Genomic DNA, 18780 nt, shown 5'->3' on the forward strand with positions numbered 1-18780 from the left:
CGTCGTCGCGGTGGTCGCCGTCGTCGCGGTTGTCGCGGTGGTCGCGGTGGTGGCCGTGTACGGCTCCGGAGGATTAGTTGGGCTAGGCTCTTCTCCTTCAATGCCCGGAGGAGGCGTGGGCAGAGGAGGTGGAGCGATAATGGGGTCGGGGAACGGCCCTACCTCGGGCTGGGAAAGGTCTATAGCCGCTTCGGGAAGAGGAATTCCGACATGAGGGATGGGAGCCTGGACGCCATCCGTACCTACGGCAATGTTGGGAAGAACAGGGTTGTCGCCGATCCCGGCGCGATCAATTCCGAGGTTGCTGTCGGTAAAGGCGCCGAATTGTTCAGCCCGGATAATCCGCGCATCTACGCCGCCATCGCCGGTTTGGAGGTTTTCAAATCCCGAGTTATCGGCAGCGCCCGGAGCGCTTCCGGAACTTTCAGATGCGTCAAGGGGCTTGTCGCCACTGTCCTGGCTGAGCGACGTCAGATCATCGAACACCTGCGCCTCGCCGGCGCCGGGAGCGCTGCTCTGAGCTATTCCGCCTTGGGTTGTACCGTTATCTTCAGCCATGGACCGCCCCTCCAAAAACACATTTCCCTACGATGATTATAGGTTCACCTTAAAGCACTTCCAATCCGGCCAAAGGTTATAGACCGGCGTTTTGCTGTTTTTCAGATTTTTCTGCCTTTTCGGTTGTCGCGGCGGCTGAAATTGCTATATCTCGAAATCTGAGCTTGGACGTGTGAGCCGCCATTCTTGAAAATAACGGATTCGGACGGATTGTTCCATGGGCGTGATCTTAAGGGTTTTACACCGCAGCGAAGGTCTAAATAAAGCCGAATTCCGCAACATGTTCCTCGATATGGAAGAGAACATCCATATCCACTACCGCGATCTGCGCATCGAACTCAGCCGCAAGGAATTCGAGGACATCGTCAATACCTTCTCCAAGCAGTCCGCCGAGCTGATGGCGATCATCCGCGCCACCAACTACCAGGACGGCATTCTGCCCAACGCCAACCACGAGGAAAAGCGCATATGGACGGAAAGCCGTCTGGAGAACGAGGTCGTCTATCATCCCCAGCGCCTTTCGCTTGAGGAGTGCACTGACGGCTACCATCTGCATCTGCGCAATTACAAATTTCTGCTCAGCAAGGAGGACTTCGGCGTCTTCGTCAAGGCCGTCCGCGACATGGATGTCGAGCAGCCCTTCGCTTCCACCTTCAAGGGAATCCTGGAACTTCTGGACGCCAACCACCTTCATTACAACGTGAAAGAAGAAGGTTGCGTCGCCGTCGCTCATTACCACGAACCCAAGGTGCGCTCGATCCTGACCGGCATCGGCATGGAGCGCGTTGCCGCCTCGGCGGAGGCGCAGACCTACACCAAGAACGAACTGAAAATCGAGATGGAAATTTCCAGGGACCGCGCCGATTTTGCCGACCGCTTCGAGGGCGTGCCGCACTCGATACGCCCGCTCACCGATGTCCTCCTGGAAAAGAAGGACGCCCCCGACCCCGACCGGCTGAACTTGCTGAAGGCCAAGATTCTGGATACCTTCTGCTTCGTCACCAATTCCCCTCAGCCCATCGCCATCAATCTCGACTACGCCTCATGGGCCTATGACGAACTGTACGGCAAGGTGATCTTCCCCTTCGATCCGGCGCTGAAGCCTCCCAACCCCAAGGCGGCGTTCCGGGAGTGGTCAAAATTTCTGACCTCGAACAATCTGCACTTCGTCAAGCCATCGAAGACCCTCTTCCAGAAGCCCAAGCAAAAGGCGCTTTATGATTCGGTCATCAAAAAGATCAACAGCGATGTCGCGCCGATAACGGGGATATCCAAAATCTATCTCATGGGATCGACGGCCAAGGAAACGATGGGCTTTTACAAATCCCCCTTCATCCATTCCGAATGGTCCAAGCTGGGTTCGGACATCGACCTTCTGATCGAGATCGACGAAACGAAGGGCTTCGTCCCGCCCGAGACCTGGAAATACATCAATATCTCGACGACCAACCGGTGCGACATCTATCATATAGGCCAGATTCCGATCAGCGATGTCTACGGCTACAAAAAGCAATATCCCAACATCGCCCATTTCGGTCATTTGCTGGATGCCTATGTCTATTTTCCTTCCAAGGGCGACATGGAGAAAAAGGATGCTTTCTTGAAGCGCTTCAACGCCGATCTGGTGTTCGACAAATCCCGCGACGGGGGAATTATGTCGGCATTGGAAGCGGCCTTCGGCGAGCCGGTGACCGGTCTGCGCAAGCTTGACGTCGCCACCGAGAACGAAATCTTCGAAGCCGATATCGCGGGACGAACCGACATCCTCAAGGTCTACCGGGTTTCCGGCAATTATAATTCCGCCAAGCTGGCCGAGCATGTCGATTACGAATGCGAAGTCATCCGGGCGGTGCAGAAGCTCGGCGTCAACATCGCCTCGGTGCGTATCGCCAAGGACGGCAGGAGCGCACTTGAAATCAACGGCGCTCCGGCGATCCTGTTCGAGAAGCTGGTAGGCGAGGAAGTCGCGGCGCCCGCCTATCCGGTTGTGGAAACCGCCCAGGCGCTGGCGCGTTTTCATCAGGCGCAGATCGATAGCCCGGTCGAGATCAAAGCGGATTTTTCCTTCAATGCCAGCTTTGACATCTGGCATGCCGAATTCGAGCGCTTCCGGGGCGAATCCACGGACGACGAGGAACTGTCGGCCTGCTTTAACCGCTTGGCTCCCATCTACAAATCCTTGAAGAAACTCTACCGCGACATGACGAGGCGCAAGCAGGTGGCCTGGGTGCATAACCACGGCGACGTGCAGCCGCGCAATGTGATTATGAAAGATCAGCAGGCCTATCTGTTCGATTTCCAGAACGCCTTCTATGGGCCGCGTCTTCTCGATCTGGCGGAAGGGGCGATCGAGTTCTCCTGGGGCTTCAAGAATCCCGACGACAACGATTTCGCCCGCTTCGACCGGTTCATGGAAGCCTATCTCCGGGCGACGCCCCTTTCGGGCGACGAGCAAAAGTCGCTCGACAACGCGATCAAGGTAGTCGGCGTCATTAAATTCATCAAGGAAGTGCGCATGACCAAGGGCGACAAGAACAAGAACAATCTGCGCCGCAGGCGCGCCGTTGATCTCGCCGCCTACCTGCTCTCCCGCTTCGGCAAGGGGAGCAAAAATTGAAGAAACTTTTGCGCCGAATCACCGCCGGCCATAGCGGTTTGTGATCGAATGGAATCATCCCCCCTCACCCTTCCCTCTCCCCCCGCGATTTGCGGGGGGAGAGGGAAGGGGGAGGGGGGCAACGCCATCTGATCGGAAAGTGCTCTAAATTGGTCAGCGTTCCCGGAAGGCATTGCTTACCGCGTCCGCAACAGGCTTCATGAGGTAATGCAGCATGGTCTTTTGCCCGGTGGTGATATCGGCTTCGATGCTCATGCCCGGCGTAATATGCAGTTTTTCGGGGTCTTTCCCGACATAGGGCCGGCTGATGCTGACCCACCCCTTAAAGTAGGCGTCGTGAACCGGGTCCATGCAGACTGTCGATGACAGAGAGGAACATGTGCTGGAGGGGGAAAGCCGGATAAGTTCCCCCTCAACGCCGCCGAAGCGGGAGTAATCGTAACTTCCGACTTTTACCAACACGGGATGGCCGATGCGAACATACCCGATGTCACGGGGGGATATCCGCACCTCGGCCTCCATATTGCCGTCGAGAGGAACAACCTTCATCATAATAGCGCCGGGCTGAACCACCTCGCCGACGGTCCCGACCCTCAAATCCTGGACCAACCCGCGCACAGGAGCGCGCACCTCAAGCCGCTGGACCCGATCCTCCAGACGCGACAAGGAATTGCGGACCTCGGCGATCTCGGCGGAGACTCCCCCCAATTCGACGGAGGCCTCCCGACGAAGCTGCGCTTCCAGATTGGCGAGATTGCCGTTGCTTTCAACCAGGGACTGAGACGCCACCGAAATTTCATCATTGATGCGCGCCACCTCGCCGTCGGCGGTTACTTTTGCGCGTTTTGTCTCAAGGTACACCATCTTGGTAATCAGCTTTTTCTCAACCAGCCTTTCACGCATTTTAAGCATGTTTCCGGTCAGTTCCTGGTGCTGAAGGGCAATAGTCAGCGATTCTCTGAGCTGCCGAATTTCCCGCTTCCTTTGCTCGATTTGAGATTTAATTACCGATGAGCCGGTAGCAAGGGCGCCGAGTTGATCCCGCAAAATCTTCTCCTGGTCGGCGACAAGCTCGGGGTATTCATCGCCGATCCCTTCAAAATCAAGCGGACGGCCCTCGTTAAATGCCGCCAGACGTTCGGCGCGAAGGCGCAGCGCCGCGTACCTGACCTGCATCTGCTTCAGTTCAGCCTTGGACTGCGCTCCGGAAAATCTGGCAAGCACCTGGCCGTCTTCCACCATCGTGCCTTCCTTGACGAGGATTTCAGAGACCACTCCGCCCTCAAGATGCTGCACGACCTTGACCAGAGCGCTGGGAACCACCTCGCCTTGAGCGATGGCAACCTCGCTGACCTCAACCAACGCCGCCCAGACGATAAAGAGGATAACCAGCGCGGATATCCCCAAAAGAGCCGAATGAATGAACTCGGGGATGATTTCCTCTTCAAGCTGAATCGCTTCGGAAAGCAGACGCTTGGTCCGCTTGCCCCTGACTATCGTCTGTCCGTTGGGCGTCCGGTCTTTCGTCATACTCATCGCGGTCATTATCGAAGCCCTCCCATGACGGTATCCTTGATGCTTTCAAACGGCCCCATCGCCTGGATCGCTCCCTGTTCCATATATATCACCTTATCGGCAAGTTTGAGGTGACTGGGACGATGCGAGACCAGGAATATGGTCGACCGCCCCCTTATCTGCTCCAGAGCGTTAACAAAGGCCCGGTCGCCGTCCGCGTCCAGCCCGTTGCCGGGTTCGTCCAGCAACATGACAGGGGCTTGCTTGAGAAAAGTCCGGCACAACGCCAACCGCTGCCTGAACCCGTTGGGAAGCTGGTCGGAACTGGATTCCCCGATGCGCACGTCGAACCCGCTGCGCCTCCATTTGCCCTTCCCTTGTTCAAGAGCCAGCACATCATCAAGCAGCCCGGACATTTTGGCCGCCCAGCGAAGATCGTCATCGCTTGCCGTCGGGTGAACCAGCCTCAGGTTCTGGGCGATGGTGCCGTAGAAAATATCACAGTGCTGCGGCATGTAGCTTACCTGCTTCCTCAGATCCTCGGGGGTAAGCTGGCGAATATCCACGCTATCAAGCCGAATGCTGCCGGCCTGCGGGTGATAGGCGTGGACAAGCAGTTTAAGAAGAGTCGATTTGCCGGACCCGTTCGGCCCCGCCAAGGCGACGATCTCTCCCGGCTTGATGGTAAAGGTGACCCCCAGCAACGCCGGATCGGCGCTCATTGAATAGCGGAACGATACACGCGAAAAAGAGACCTCGCCATGGACAAGAGGGCGAACCGTCTGTTTCGTGCTTTCATCCCGCTCGCCCTTAAGACGCATGAGGTTGTCGATCTGGTTTAAACTGTTAAGCATGCGAACCAACGTAGAAGCCGCCATGAAGGCGCTCTGTAACGGCCCGGTCACCCGCCACATGATGATCATCGTGGCGACGACGGCGCCGCCGCTGATGATGCCGTTCATAGCCGCAATAACGACAACGGTCATCGCCGCCAGACCTGATATGGAAGAAATAAACTGCGCGGCGGCCGAGACCTGTTCACTAAACTGTTGCGCTCTGAGATCGCTCAGGATCGCTTCTCCCGAAAGTGCGCGGAACCGTTCCTGCCAGCGGCCATGCGCCCCCGAGATGCGGATGGTTTGAATGTTATCCAGCGTCTCCATCAGAAACTCATTCCGACGCGAAACAAGACGCATGGCCGCAGTGGTCCTGCGTCCCTGGGAACGGAAGGTCAAGGCCCCAAGAAAGGCGTAAGCCGCCGCCGACGCCAGAATAACTATAAGAATCCAAGGATAGATAACCGCCAGGACGACAACATAGACCATGGTCGCCGGCAGATCGTAAATCAGAAGGGAAAGCGGGCCTAGGAAAAAGTCCCTTAGCGACTCAAGGTCCTTGATGCGGGCAACCTGTTCCGACACGGATACCCGTTCGACGGATTGAGAGGGCAAGCCGATCACTCTCTGGAATATGCTGTTGCCGATAATGTACTCGCTTCTTCCCGCCATGAAAGAAAGGACGCGGCTTTTCAACGAGCGTATTACCCAGTCCAAAGTCAAAGCGATCACGACGCCGAGCACCAAAAAGCCCTGCATCTCAAAATTACCCGTCGGCAAAACATGGTTGAAGGTGCCCATGACGAACATGGGCGTCGCCAGGGTAAGTATCGTGCTCAGGATGGTAAGGCCCATGACAAAGGCGATAAACGTCTTGAACCGCCTGAATATGCGGGAGGTCCAGCTTTCAGTCTCGCCCGCCTTCGGCGCATCGGAACGCTCGACCTTCTTGAACATGTAGGCATTGCCGCGCTCAACGGATAAGGCGCCGGTTACCACCGCAATGCTGTCGCTGTCAAAGTAGGTAAAGCTGTCCTTCCCGTTCCTGGAGAGGACCACCTTCGCCCCCTCGGTATCCGGAATGAACAGACAGGGAAGCAATCTGCTGTCAATATCATTGGGACTGGTTTGGTAGGAACTGCTCTGGAAATCAAGGTTCGCCATTATGCTGCGGAAGCCGGAAAGATCAAGACTGTCAACCAGATGAGGAAGCGACTCCGTCAATTGCCGTGGCGACCCATGCCAGTTCAAGGCGGCCAGCATAGTCGGAAGGCAAAGGGAAAAATCAGACGTACTGGGAAAATGCTGGAGGGCGTCGGCCAGCTCCCACTCATTAATATTGGGCGGCGTCAGGCTTTCCTCGACTTTTCCCTCGCTGTTGTTGCCCCATAAATCAAGGTTGTCTATATCAGCCTCTTCGAGTTTGCCGCCCTTAAGGGTGAAAACCCGATCAGAGAGCCGAATCAGGGTCGGCCTGAGAGTGATCAAAACAATCGTGCATTTGCCTTTCATCGATTCCAGATACTTGCGCAGGAGATTGTCCCCCGCGCCGTCAATGGCGATGTTGGCCTCGTCAAACAAGATAATCCTGGGGCCATGCACGATGGCGCGGGCGATGGCGATCCGCTGAATGACCCCCGCCGGCACGGAATCGACGGCGCCCTCGCCGATCAGCGTCTCGTAACCCATGCGCATGCCGGCCACCACCCGGTCAAGCCCCACCAGCTCCGAGGCCTTGATCGCCGCGTCGGTAAGGCTGTCGTCAAACATAGTGACATTTTCCAGGATCGTCCCCGTCATTACCACTCCCCGCTGGGGAAGATAGGCCACGGAAGCATGCAGGGTTTTGGGATCGATATCTTTCACCGGAACGCCGTCAATAAGAACCTCTCCCTCGTCCGGGGCGAGGATGCCGTTAAATATGGAAATCAGGCTGGTCTTGCCGCATCCGCTATCGCCGACTATCGAGATACATTCGCCGGGGGAAACGGCAAGATTAAGGTTCTCAAAAAGAGGAGATTCAGACCCCGGAAAATGAACCTTAACATTCTTCAGTTCTATCCCGCCCTGTATTTTCGGGCATTTTTCAAAAACGCTGGAACTCATGGAAGGAAGAGCGAACAACGCCTTCATCCGTTGACGGGAAATGGCGAAAGTCTGATACCGCATCCAGACCGAAAGGCTGTTCCGCAAGGGCTGCAAGGCGCGAATCGACAACATCACGCAGGCGGCCAGACTGCCCGGAGTCATGTCGCCGTCAACAACGATCACCGAACCGGCGGCGACTACGCCCACGGTAATAATCTGCGTAAACATGGCTCCCATGTTGGCCGCGACCGTGCTGTCGTGAGTTACGCTCGAACCCTTGTCCACATTGGTTTCCTGAAGCCGCTCGTAGCGGCGGTGCATCAAGGTCTCCATGGCCATCGTCTTCACCGAATGAATGCCGTGGAAGGTCTCCGACAGGAAGCTGTAACGGCGGTCATCCTGCATGATGCGGTCTTCAATCCGACCCTTCAGCTTCCGTCCGACCATCAACGAAATGGTCATGAACATAATCAGCATGGCCAAAACAACTCCGGCAAGCCACCCGGCGATCAGGCCGATAACCGCCAAATAGATAACGACAAAAGGCAGGTCCAGCAGGACAAGGATGGTCTGGCCCGAAGCAAAATCCTTCACCTGCCCCGCCGAACGCAGCCGTTCGTAATGAATGCCTGATTCAACCGACGTGTATTCACGAAAGGGAGTTCCCATCAGGTGCTTCAGCCCCTCCATGCTGACGCGGTGCTCGAACCTTGATCCCACCCACCCCGTAACGTAACCGCGCAAAACACGCAGCATGGTCTCCAGGAAAACGGCGATGACAACGCCGAAGACGATCAATCCCAGAGTCGAATAAGATTGATTGGGAATTATGCGGTCATACATCTGCAAGAGGGACATCGGCATTGCCAATGCCAGCAAATTCATCATAAGGCTGGCCATAACCAACACGGAAAATGAACCGCGCAGACTTGAAAAATCTCTCAGCCGAATCGTCGTGGATTCCGACTCAACGGTTTTTTCGTGCTTTGTCCCGGATGTCGCCATTGCCTCGGATACCATGGTTGCCGATTAAAACAACAAACCCCGTAAATAGCCGATGCCGGCTTAATTTATTATTACTAAAATTAATTATGAAGATATAATACTAAATAGCCTTAAAGAGTGACTCGTCTAGGGCAAAAAAATCCTCCCCCTTTAGAAGGGGGAGTTAGAGGGGGTATCGGAAGCAACCTCCCCTGCCCCCTCCTTGGTAAGGAGGGGAAAGTGTCGGGGCCGCCACGAGTCAATAACGCTAACCTCGGTCTTTATAGCCTGATGACGATCCCTTTGACCATAAGAGTTATGCGCCGCCTGCTGGACCTGTTGCGCCGGATCAACCGCCGCGTACCCTTTCCCGAACTACGCGAGAGCAATCAGGTTACTCTGAGCCAACTCGACAGCGTCTATCAGAAAGCCGGAGCATGGTTCCGGTTTGTCGAGACGCTCGACCATCGCCTCTTGTCGTCGGACAATGCGAGGCGGCGAGCAGAGAAGCAGGCCTTGTTCAAGGCCCATGTTCGCGTTATCGAATTCGAGCCTCACGCATATTGCAACCGCAAATGCCCGTTTTGTTCCAATGCCGTGGCGGATCGCACGGACATCAGGGAAATATTCGACTTCTCAATGTTTCTGCATGCGCTTGGAGAACTGCGAGAAATTGACTATGACGGCCTTGTCCGCTTTGCCCGCTACAGCGAACCCCTGGCTTGCCCGGATATTGACCGCTTTGTTTTTGAAACGCGCAAAGCATTGCCGAAAGCTGAAATCGACATTGTGAGCAACGGCGATTACCTTGACGCCACACTTCTGGACAAATTGTCCGCGTCCGGCCTGTCCACCTTACGCATCAGTATTTATCCCGCAGGATACGGTTGGTCTCTTGACGCCGCCGCCGAGCAGATGAACAAGCTGTGCGCGCGCATTAACATTTCTCCCCGCCGGACGTTTATCGACAGGGAAAGGATCAACTGGACGATACCGCATGACAAAATCGCCATCTTCGTCCAGGCCGTCGACCTGGATACTGTCGGCTACGACCGGGGGCAGACGCTTGATCAACTGACTGATAAAGACTTTTCCCGCGTTACCCCCTGCTCTCTTGTGTTTGAGAACGTCACCGTAGATTACAACGGCCTTGTCATGCCCTGCTGCAATCTGCGCAGCGATATTGCGGCTCATCTCCCCTTTGTCGCGGGAGATTTGAAGCAATCGGCAAGCTTGTTCGATATCTACGATTCGCCGGCGATGGCCGAGTGGCGGGCTTCGCTCGTTCGCGTCGAAAGAAAGACGCCGCCATGCCGAAGCTGTAAACAAAAGGCGTTATCTTCTTCCATTGCGCATTTCGCCCTGCGACTGCGCATAGAGGGAGCTTTGAAGAATAAGCGTCCGTGAACTTCCGTTATTGAATTTGAATGAGTCCCGGCCCTGGGCTATAGTGTCTATGCTCGGAACTGCAACAAGGCCTAAGGAACGGCAATGTCCCCGCCATCGCGAATCGAACGGCTGTGCAATCAAAAGAAGATGAAGATGACCGGCCAACGGCGCATCATCGCACACATTCTTTCGGAAGCGGTGGACCACCCGAACGTAGAAGAAGTCCACCGGCGGTCATCCGAACTGGACCCGAAAATCAGCGTCGCCACCGTCTATCGCACGGTGCGCACGTTTGAAGATGCAGGCATCATAGACCGGCACGAATTCGGCGACGGCAAGTCGCGTTATGAAGAAGCCTCCGACGATCACCACGACCATCTTATCGACATCCAATCCGGTAAGGTTATTGAATTCCAGAGCGACGAGATTGAAGCCTTGCAGGAAAAGATCGCACGCAAACACGGCTTCAAGCTGGCCGGTCATCGGCTTGAATTATACGGCGTTCCGCTTGGTTCTTTGAAGGACAACTCATAACGCCCCTCCTGCGTCGCTCAGTGAGCCTCGTATCCCAGGGACACCCCGTCCGTTTTGGTCAAAGGGCCAAAAATGGAAGACTCAGCTTCTTCGCGGGCCATTTTAATGTGTTCGGAAAGCTCCTTATGGTCAGCTTTCAATACCTCTTTTTCCAGGCTCATCAAACACCTTGCTATTCCTTCGAGAATCACTCTGTATTCATTTCCTTTTCCCATTGTTGGGTGTCCTCCGACAGTCAGGTCCTATCGACAGGTCATCCGCCTCGATTGCCGCCAGGCGTATCAATGCGCCAAGGCGTTCCATGCCGATTGCTTCAGCCTCGCTCTCAAGGTAGCGCAAAGCCCGGGAAATCGCCTCGGACACTTCCTTGGGTATTTCCTCTATTGGATATTTTTGACTAGTGCTCACGCCGCCTTCTCCATTGATTGTTCGAGGATAGTTTGCGCTGTTCGTAAAACAGGGTGATTGATTTTCGTGCGCTCGCGGACGCGCATCAGAGTTTCTTGGGATATATTCACCCTTCCGGCCGCGACCGGTTCCCCATTTATTTTATGGGGTTCGCCCAGGAATTCATACGGCCAGCCGGAGCGCCCGAAAACGGCTTTCCAGACGATAATCGGCATAATTCCGATGATTTGCTTGATCCCGTGAAGGATGCTGAATTCCAGGTAGGCGCATAAGAGTTCCCCCAGCACCCTCTTACGCTCGACAAGCGTTAAGCCATTATCAATGCCGAAACGGGTGCCTTCCCATACTTCATCGGATGAGGGCAGTGTGATGTTGGTGACCATGTCGGGCCATTGCTCTTCAAGCATGTACGGCAAACTGGTCGGATAAAGTCTGGATACGCCCCGCGCCGCGCCGGTTTTATCCCGCCAGATCAGGTAAGTGGTTGCAGGTGAATCGTATTGGTCAAACTCCATGCCGTGATATGTTGGAATTTTCCAGCCTTGGCGTTCAATAAAAATTCGGTGGCGCAATCTGTGCTGTGAAGCGATGGCGTCGCCGAAAAAATGCGATGTCTCAAGGTTCACACAATCGATCATAACTTTGCCCCCCTTGCCGTCGATGCCGAAGAGGGAAGCAGTTATTTCAACGCGAATCAGCCTACGCACCTGCGTAGGACGGTGGAAAATATGGTGAAATCAGATGGTTATGAGTCCAAAGTAAAGCGCCTTAACGACCGCAGTAATGCGTGATTCGGCGTTCAGCTTGCTCAGGATGTTGCGTAGGTGAAAGTCCACTCCATGTTCCGAGATGTGGAGAATCTCGCCGATGGCCCAATTGCTCTTGCCTTCCTTGCACCACTGCAAAACCTCGCGCTCGCGTGGGGTCAGGCGCACCGGCGGCCGCGCCCTTTTCTCAATCTCAAGATGGGCCATATATACGGTGTGGAACTGCACTGTCAGCAAGTGAATGGCGCTGAGGTGCTCTTTGGGATCAACGCCGCCGGTGCTGCTGGCAAGCCCAACGCCAACAACTTCGCCGAAGGGACCATGAAGAGGTACGCCGATGCCATTATGCAGCCCGGCTTCCCTCCCCCCGTTCATAACGTCCTTTTGTGCGGGGGACAGTTGCAGCTTTTCTTCCATTCCCTCCCAAGTGAACGGTCCTCGCGTGGCGATGCCGTATTTCCTGACCGGGTCTGTTTGTATGTATCCCTTCTCCACATAATGGTTAATCCAGTCGTCGGGATAGTTTCGCATGATGCTGGGAGTGGATATGCTGTCGTGGGCGGGATGGCGCGTCAGAGCGCTATACATAATGCGGTCGAACCCATAGTAGGCTACAGCCTTTTCATAAAGGTGGAAAACCTCCTCCGCGCTCTTGGCGGCGTTGGTGGAATCGATAAATTCCGAAATTCGCATTTGCCGTTCTTTTCTCCGGTAGCGACACGATCATAAATTAATTTCACATGTAAACTCGTTATATTATCAGAATTTTCCCAAAAAATTTCAGCAATTTTTGAAGGCGGGCCGCGTCGGATTGCGCGGGCCGGCGGAGATTAATCCGCTATTGGATTTGAATGAATGCGGACCCTGGGGTATAGTCGCCCGCTGAAGTTATGATAAGAGATTGATTAGACCCGTTAAGTCTCAACCTGAAAACAAGGCGTGGACGGTTGCGGGCTTGATCCGTGCGCCTGCGCCTTTATGCAGGCGAGAGCGATTTCATCCAATCTTGAAGTACGTTAGACCAAGACCCCTGACCGGACAGCGCAACAAAATTGGCAAAAAAACTCCATATCAGAACCTACGGCTGCCAGATGAATGTCTATGACTCCGCCCGCATGGCGGACGTCCTGGCGCCGCTCGGCTATACGCTTTCAGATAAGGCGGAGGACGCCGACATGGTCATCCTCAACACCTGCCATATCCGCGAGAAGGCTTCGGAAAAGGTATTCTCGGAACTGGGCCGGTTGCGTCTCCTGAAGGACCGCAGGGAAAAAGCCGGAGGCGGGCGGATGATCCTGGCCGTCGCCGGCTGCGTCGCCCAGGCTGAAGGAGAAGAAATTCTGAGCCGCGCCCCTTATGTGGACATAGTCTTCGGACCCCAGACCTATCATCGCCTGCCCGAAATGCTGGCCCATGCCGGTCGCTCCGCCGTCCTTGATACCGATTTTCCGCCCGAGTCCAAGTTCGACCATCTGCCGGAGGCCGCCGCCGTCGAGCACGGCTCCGCCTTCCTAACGGTGCAGGAAGGCTGTGACAAGTTCTGCACTTTTTGCGTGGTTCCATACACCCGAGGCGTCGAATACTCCCGCCCCGTCGCCGATATTCTCAAAGAGGCCCGCCGATCAGTCGGCGCCGGCGCCCTTGAGATCACCCTGCTCGGCCAGAATGTCAATTGCTATCACGGCAAAGCGCCTGACGACCGGAATGAATGGGGTCTTGGCCGTCTTGTCTTTGAACTGGCCGGAATCGACGGATTAACCCGGATTCGCTACACCACCTCGTATCCCGCCGACATGAACGATGAGCTGATCGCCGCCCACCGGGATGTCCCGCAACTCATGCCCTTCCTCCATCTGCCCGTGCAATCCGGTTCGGACAAAGTTCTGGCGGCGATGAACCGCCGCCACAAGGCGGATGACTACAGGCGAATTGTCGATAAACTCCGCACGGCGCGCCCCGATCTGGCGTTATCGTCCGATTTCATCGTCGGTTTTCCCGGCGAATCGGATGAGGATTTTCGCGCTACCTTGAAGTTGATAGAAGATATCGGCTTCATTAATGCCTACTCCTTCAAATACAGCGCCCGCCCCGGCACTCCGGCGGCGCTGCTGGAGGATCGGGTTTCCGAGGCGGTAAAGGAAGAGCGGCTGGCGCTGTTGCAAGGACTGCTGAACCGACAACAGACGGCGTTCAACATCTCCTGTAAAGACACGATCATGCCTGTTTTGCTGGACCGCCGGGGCAGGCGTTCCGGGCAACTGGTCGGCCGTAGCCCGTTTATGCAGCCGGTTCATGTGGAAATTGACGAATCCTTTATGGGAACCATCGCCGAATTGCGCATAGAAGCCGGTTACGCCAACAGCCTCGCCGGAATTATTGCAGGAGAAGAAAGGGCCTGCCTTTGATAATGCTCTTTGACGAAAACAATCTGGCGCTCCAACTTTTCGGGCCTCACCACCATTACCTTGCTCAAATTGAGCAAAGGCTGGGAGTCGCCATCAACGCTCGCGGCAACGAATTGACCATAACCGGCGATGCGGAAGCGATGGACATCGCCCGTGCGGTGCTTGATGAACTATATGCCCGTCTTAAACGGGGGGTGACGGTCGATCATAAGGATATCGACGCCGCCCTGCGGATTGCCGTCCACAACGGCGGCAATATGAGCGATGCCGGAATCGAAATAATCACCCGTAAACGCAGTATTTCACCACGCACTCCCGTTCAGGCCGACTACATCCGGGCCATCGACGAAAATGAACTGGTTTTCGGCCTCGGGCCGGCGGGAACCGGCAAGACCTATCTTGCCGTAGCCAAGGCGGTGGAACGGTTGGTCAAGGGCAAGGTGGATCGCATCATTCTTTCCCGTCCCGCCGTTGAAGCCGGCGAACAATTAGGGTTCCTGCCCGGAGACATGCGCGAAAAGGTTGACCCGTATCTGCGCCCCCTTTACGACGCCCTTCACGACATGCTGCCCGCCGAACAAGTCGCCAATTGCCTGAAACGCGGCGATATCGAGGTGGCGCCGCTGGCCTTCATGCGCGGCAGGACGCTGGCCGACGCCTTCGTCATTCTTGACGAGGCCCAGAACACGACGGCGGTGCAAATGAAGATGTTTCTTACCCGGCTTGGAGAAAACTCGCGGATGGTGGTGACCGGCGACCTTAGCCAGGTGGACCTGCCGCGAGGCACCCGCTCGGGATTGCGGGACGCAGAGGAAATCCTGGAAGGGATAAAAGACGTCAGCTTTATTCGCTTTTCCGACAAGGACGTGGTGCGCCATCATCTGGTCGCCGATATTGTCCGCGCCTATGACGAGGTCGAAGCGCGGCGCAAAGCGGCGGCCCGCTATGAAAAGAAGGGTAGTGCCGACCACGGCAATGATGACTGAATCCCTGGAAATCGATATCTCCATCCTGTGTCCGGCATGGGTCGAGGCATTGCCGTCGGTCGAAGGGTTATGTCGGCGGGCCGCTCTCGCCGCATTTTACGGAGAGGCGCGGAATAACGGGGAAACTCCGGTCGAAGCAAGTCTGGTGCTGGCCGATGACGATTTCATCAGGCCCCTCAACAAAAAGTACCGGGGTCAGGACAAGCCCACCAATGTGCTGTCTTTCGCGTTCAGGGAGAGCAACGACGCAAGCCCCGGTCATCCGGAGCAAACGCCGGAAATGTTGGGCGACATCGTCCTCGCCTTCGAGACGGCAAACTCGGAAGCCTCCGCCGGGGATAAAAGCCTCGCCGACCATTTAAGCCACTTGATAGTCCATGGCATGCTTCACCTGCTCGGCTATGATCACAAGACGGCGCCGCAGGCGCGGGTTATGGAACGGCTGGAAACCAGGGCGCTGGCACGCATTGATATCGCCGCCCCCTACAAAGACATAGCTTTGGGATAACAATATTGATGAATGACCATTCCGCCGATTCACCTCCTCATGCCGCAGGATTTGCCGGTTTCCTGCGCGGCGTGCTGCGCGCATTGAAGTGGAGCAACAAGACTTCGGCGCAAGACACCCTTGCCGAGTTGATCGAAGAACGCGAAGAAGCCGAGATTCCCATCGACATGGACGAGCGGCGGCTGCTGACTAACGTCCTGGACCTGCGCGACAGAACAATTCACGACGTGATGGTGCCGAGAGCCGACATCATTGCCGTCGAGAACGGGGCATCATTGGCGGAGGTCATCGGCCTGATGACCAAAGAGGGCCATTCCCGCCTGCCCGTCTACAGGGGCAGCCTGGATGACGCCATCGGCATGGTCCATATCAAAGATATTCTCGCCTGGCGCGGCGAGGATCACGCCTTCAAACTGCCGGCGATCATGCGCAAGGTGTTATTCGTTTCTCCCTTCATGCAGGTTCTGGAGCTGCTTCTGGAAATGCGCGTCACGCGCAGTCACATGGCTTTGGTCGTGGACGAATACGGCGGGGTGGACGGCCTTGTGACCATCGAAGATCTGGTTGAGGAAATCGTCGGCGAGATCGAGGACGAACACGACCGTGACGAAGAACCCGATCTGATCCGACGCCCCGACGGAACCTTCGATGCCGACGCCAGAGCCACCATCGAGTCCTTTGAAAAAATTATCGGTCGCGCCATCAGCGACGCTGAACTAGAAGACGTAGATAGTCTGGGCGGTCTGGTTTCCGCCGTGGCGGGACGGGTTCCGATAAAAGGCGAGCTTATCAAGCACCGTTCGGGACTTGAATTCGAGGTGCTGGACGCCGACCCCCGCCGCATCAAACGCCTGCGGGTGCGCGGAGTAACTCCCTCGACCGCCGAAGAATCCGAAACCGTTTTATGAACGGCGCCTTCGTAAGACTCAAAAGCATGGTGACGGCCATGACGGGCCGGCGGCGTTTCGCCCTGGCGGCGGGACTGGGCGCGTTGGCGACAGCCGCTCTGCCGCCCCTGCATGTCGTGATTCTTTTAGTCCCCGCTTTTACCGGCCTGCTATGGCTTGTCGAAGGCACAAAAAAGCTGCGCTCCGCTTTTGCCGTCGGCTGGTGGTTCGGCTTCGGACACTTCGTCAGCGGCGTCTACTGGACTTCCATTTCGATGCTGGTCAAACCCGAAGCCTTTGCCTGGATGATCCCTTTCGCCCTGTTCGGGTTGCCGGCGACGCTTGCCGTATTTCCCGCCGCAGCGGCTGTGTTGACCTGCGTTTACCGCGTCGGAAGCGTCGGGCGGGTTCTGATCTTCGCCGCCTCGTGGACGGCGATAGAATGGGTAAGAAGCTGGATATTCACCGGCTTCCCCTGGAATCTCATCGCCACCGCCTGGGCGAATTGCGATTCCATGATGCAGTTCGCCGCCTTCGGCGGCGCCTACGGTCTCGGACTGCTGACCATTATCGCAGCGGCCATGCCGACGACGCTCGCTGACGGAACCGGAAAACGCATATTTGCGCCGGTCATCATCGCCTTTGCCGCCCTGGGCCTGACATGGGGCGGCGGCGCCCTGCGCTTGGCTTTTGCTGAAAACGGCGTCGTCCCCGACGTCCGTTTGCGTCTGGTGCAACCTAATATTGACCAAAAGCTCAAATGGGAACCTGAATTGCGCCAAAGCCATGTATTAAATCAGATGCGCATGAGCGCGGCCCCGTCCACGGCGTCCCCCCCGACTCATATAATATGGGCGGAAACGGCGACGCCTTATTACCTGGCCGATGAACCGCAACTGCTGGCCCTCCTGAGCAAGGCGGTCCCCGACCATGGTCTTCTTATCACCGGGGCATTCCGGGCCTTGTTCCCGAAGGATAAGCCCTCCCAGGTTTGGAACAGCCTTTATGCCGTCGATGCGGAAGGTAAAATCGCCGGAACCTACGACAAGTTCCACCTTGTGCCTTTCGGCGAGTATGTCCCGTTCCGCAAGGTGCTGACGTTCGCCAAGCTTACCGAGGGGCGGAATGATTTCACGCCGGGAGCGGGCCTCCAAACCCTCAAGCTGCCGGGGCTGCCGCCGGTCAGTCCGCTGATTTGCTACGAAGTCATCTTTCCCGGCCAAGTCGCGAACCAAGACCAACGGCCGGCGTGGATGCTTAATATCACTAATGACGGGTGGTACGGTCGCTCGTCCGGCCCCTATCAGCATTTCGCCGCCGCCCGTATGCGCGCGGTGGAAGAAGGCCTGCCGCTGGTGCGGGTGGCGAATACCGGCATTTCGGCGGTAGTTGACGCCTATGGACGAACCCGCGCCGTCCTGGGATTGGGGGTAAGCGGCGTTGTCGACAGCGAACTGCCGGTCCATTTGGAAAAACAGACATTTTATGGTCGTTTCGGTAATGGAATCGTGCTAGTAATGTTAATCGGAGTTTTGCTGACCGGAATATTGCTGTCTGAAAAATACCAACAATATTAATAATGGATCACCTTCGTAATTTCCTTTTCGCAAGCGCTTGCATCAGTTAATAACAATGCCGACATAGTGTGATGGCGATACGATGCCGATGTTAACCTTAAGCAACCCGAGTTCTGTAATTAACCACCTTCCTGAAAACCCCTGAGATAAAAAAATGAACAATCAAAACACATCTTCAGAAAAAAAAGACGCCGAACACATCCCCGTCCGCAGGGGAAGGCGGAGGACTACCGGCGCTCCCAGGCCGGTTGATATTCATGTCGGAAGCCGGGTCAGGCTGCGCCGCACCTTACTTGGAATAAGCCAGGAAAAACTCGGCGACGCCGTCGGCTTGACGTTTCAGCAAATTCAAAAATATGAACGCGGAGCCAATCGTATCGGCGCCAGCCGTCTTTATGAATTGAGCCGGTTTCTTAATGTCCCGATTTCTTTCTTCTTTGATGACATGACCGATGAAGTGAAGGCCGCCGAAGCCCAGGCCCGTGTCCAGATCCACGGCCTGAGCGATCATCAGCAGACGGCTTTCGCCCACGACCCCATGGCCAAACGCGAGACCCTCGAACTGGTGCGCTCCTACTACAAAATATTTAATCCCAAAGTGCGAAAGCGCCTGTTTGAGCTTACCAAGTCTCTTGCCATCGCCGCCCGCTCCGCCTGACTGTTTCGCAATTCTCAGGAAAAGCGCCGGGCGGATCATTAAAATTCCTTGACGCGCCCGGCG

15 protein-coding genes are annotated in these 18780 nt (G+C 56.0%); 10 read left to right on the forward strand and 5 right to left on the reverse strand.

Features of this window, described 5'->3' with window-relative positions:
* Positions 1–210: 210 nt before the first annotated feature.
* On the forward strand, positions 211–594 hold the full coding sequence (locus tag A3H92_10860) for a hypothetical protein (protein OHC73962.1): 384 nt from the start codon (positions 211–213) through the stop codon (positions 592–594).
* Positions 595–775: 181 nt separating this feature from the next.
* Positions 776–3175, forward strand: coding sequence for a hypothetical protein (locus tag A3H92_10865; protein ID OHC73963.1), 2400 nt, complete (start codon positions 776–778; stop codon positions 3173–3175).
* A 153-nt stretch (positions 3176–3328) separates the two neighbouring features.
* On the opposite strand, the gene A3H92_10870 is transcribed toward A3H92_10865, so the two are convergent.
* Complete coding sequence (locus A3H92_10870) at positions 3329–4720, reverse strand: hypothetical protein (GenBank protein OHC73964.1); 1392 nt, start codon at positions 4718–4720, stop codon at positions 3329–3331.
* Positions 4720–8634: a hypothetical protein gene (locus A3H92_10875; protein OHC73965.1), complete on the reverse strand. Its 3915-nt coding sequence runs from the start codon at positions 8632–8634 to the stop codon at positions 4720–4722. The genes A3H92_10870 and A3H92_10875 overlap by 1 nt, the downstream gene beginning before the upstream one ends.
* Before the next feature lie 282 nt (positions 8635–8916).
* Here A3H92_10875 and A3H92_10880 point away from each other — a divergent pair, with 282 nt between their 5' ends.
* Together A3H92_10880 and A3H92_10885 are read left to right on the forward strand one after the other, a co-directional pair.
* Positions 8917–10005, forward strand: a complete 1089-nt coding sequence (locus A3H92_10880) for a hypothetical protein (GenBank protein ID OHC73966.1) — start codon at positions 8917–8919, stop codon at positions 10003–10005.
* 84 nt (positions 10006–10089) lie between these two features.
* Positions 10090–10521, forward strand: coding sequence for a transcriptional repressor (locus tag A3H92_10885; GenBank protein OHC73967.1), 432 nt, complete (start codon positions 10090–10092; stop codon positions 10519–10521).
* Positions 10522–10719: 198 nt separating this feature from the next.
* Here the strand turns inward: A3H92_10885 and A3H92_10890 are convergent, their stop codons facing one another.
* The 3 genes from A3H92_10890 to A3H92_10900 are packed head-to-tail and all read right to left on the reverse strand — an operon-like array spanning position 10720 to position 12389.
* Complete coding sequence (locus tag A3H92_10890; GenBank protein OHC73968.1) at positions 10720–10929, reverse strand: hypothetical protein; 210 nt, start codon at positions 10927–10929, stop codon at positions 10720–10722.
* A complete protein-coding gene (locus A3H92_10895; GenBank protein OHC73969.1) occupies positions 10926–11636 on the reverse strand; it encodes a hypothetical protein in 711 nt (236 codons plus the stop codon). The genes A3H92_10890 and A3H92_10895 overlap by 4 nt, the downstream gene beginning before the upstream one ends.
* Positions 11637–11666: 30 nt before the next feature.
* Positions 11667–12389, reverse strand: a complete 723-nt coding sequence (locus A3H92_10900; protein ID OHC73970.1) for a hypothetical protein — start codon at positions 12387–12389, stop codon at positions 11667–11669.
* A 359-nt stretch (positions 12390–12748) separates the two neighbouring features.
* Here A3H92_10900 and A3H92_10905 point away from each other — a divergent pair, with 359 nt between their 5' ends.
* From A3H92_10905 to A3H92_10930, 6 genes are all read left to right on the forward strand, one after another.
* A complete protein-coding gene (locus A3H92_10905; protein ID OHC73971.1) occupies positions 12749–14101 on the forward strand; it encodes a tRNA (N6-isopentenyl adenosine(37)-C2)-methylthiotransferase MiaB in 1353 nt (450 codons plus the stop codon).
* Between the two features lie 2 nt (positions 14102–14103).
* Positions 14104–15087 (forward strand): phosphate starvation-inducible protein PhoH, encoded by a 984-nt coding sequence (locus A3H92_10910; GenBank protein ID OHC73972.1) that lies wholly within the window; start codon positions 14104–14106, stop codon positions 15085–15087.
* On the forward strand, positions 15080–15595 hold the full coding sequence (locus tag A3H92_10915) for an rRNA maturation RNase YbeY (protein OHC74034.1): 516 nt from the start codon (positions 15080–15082) through the stop codon (positions 15593–15595). The genes A3H92_10910 and A3H92_10915 overlap by 8 nt, the downstream gene beginning before the upstream one ends.
* 8 nt (positions 15596–15603) lie before the next feature.
* Positions 15604–16503: a magnesium/cobalt efflux protein gene (locus A3H92_10920; protein ID OHC74035.1), complete on the forward strand. Its 900-nt coding sequence runs from the start codon at positions 15604–15606 to the stop codon at positions 16501–16503.
* Positions 16500–18059: an apolipoprotein N-acyltransferase gene (locus A3H92_10925; GenBank protein ID OHC73973.1), complete on the forward strand. Its 1560-nt coding sequence runs from the start codon at positions 16500–16502 to the stop codon at positions 18057–18059. The genes A3H92_10920 and A3H92_10925 overlap by 4 nt, the downstream gene beginning before the upstream one ends.
* Positions 18060–18258: 199 nt before the next feature.
* Positions 18259–18717: a transcriptional regulator gene (locus A3H92_10930; protein ID OHC74036.1), complete on the forward strand. Its 459-nt coding sequence runs from the start codon at positions 18259–18261 to the stop codon at positions 18715–18717.
* Positions 18718–18780 lie beyond the last annotated feature (63 nt).

It is taken from the genome of Rhodospirillales bacterium RIFCSPLOWO2_02_FULL_58_16 (assembly GCA_001830425.1).
Taxonomy (GTDB): domain Bacteria; phylum Pseudomonadota; class Alphaproteobacteria; order Rhodospirillales; family 2-02-FULL-58-16; genus 2-02-FULL-58-16.

Bases quoted from the DNA above. Each gene is read 5' to 3' on its own strand.
- A3H92_10860 (OHC73962.1), top strand. From the start codon at position 211: ATGAGGGATGGGAGCCTGGACGCCATCCGTACCTACGGCAATGTTGGG.
- A3H92_10865 (OHC73963.1), top strand. From the start codon at position 776: ATGGGCGTGATCTTAAGGGTTTTACACCGCAGCGAAGGTCTAAATAAA.
- A3H92_10870 (OHC73964.1), bottom strand. From the start codon at position 4,720: ATGACCGCGATGAGTATGACGAAAGACCGGACGCCCAACGGACAGACG.
- A3H92_10875 (OHC73965.1), bottom strand. From the start codon at position 8,634: ATGGTATCCGAGGCAATGGCGACATCCGGGACAAAGCACGAAAAAACC.
- A3H92_10880 (OHC73966.1), top strand. From the start codon at position 8,917: ATGCGCCGCCTGCTGGACCTGTTGCGCCGGATCAACCGCCGCGTACCC.
- A3H92_10885 (OHC73967.1), top strand. From the start codon at position 10,090: ATGTCCCCGCCATCGCGAATCGAACGGCTGTGCAATCAAAAGAAGATG.
- A3H92_10900 (OHC73970.1), bottom strand. From the start codon at position 12,389: ATGCGAATTTCGGAATTTATCGATTCCACCAACGCCGCCAAGAGCGCG.
- A3H92_10910 (OHC73972.1), top strand. From the start codon at position 14,104: ATGCTCTTTGACGAAAACAATCTGGCGCTCCAACTTTTCGGGCCTCAC.
- A3H92_10915 (OHC74034.1), top strand. From the start codon at position 15,080: ATGACTGAATCCCTGGAAATCGATATCTCCATCCTGTGTCCGGCATGG.
- A3H92_10920 (OHC74035.1), top strand. From the start codon at position 15,604: ATGAATGACCATTCCGCCGATTCACCTCCTCATGCCGCAGGATTTGCC.
- A3H92_10925 (OHC73973.1), top strand. From the start codon at position 16,500: ATGAACGGCGCCTTCGTAAGACTCAAAAGCATGGTGACGGCCATGACG.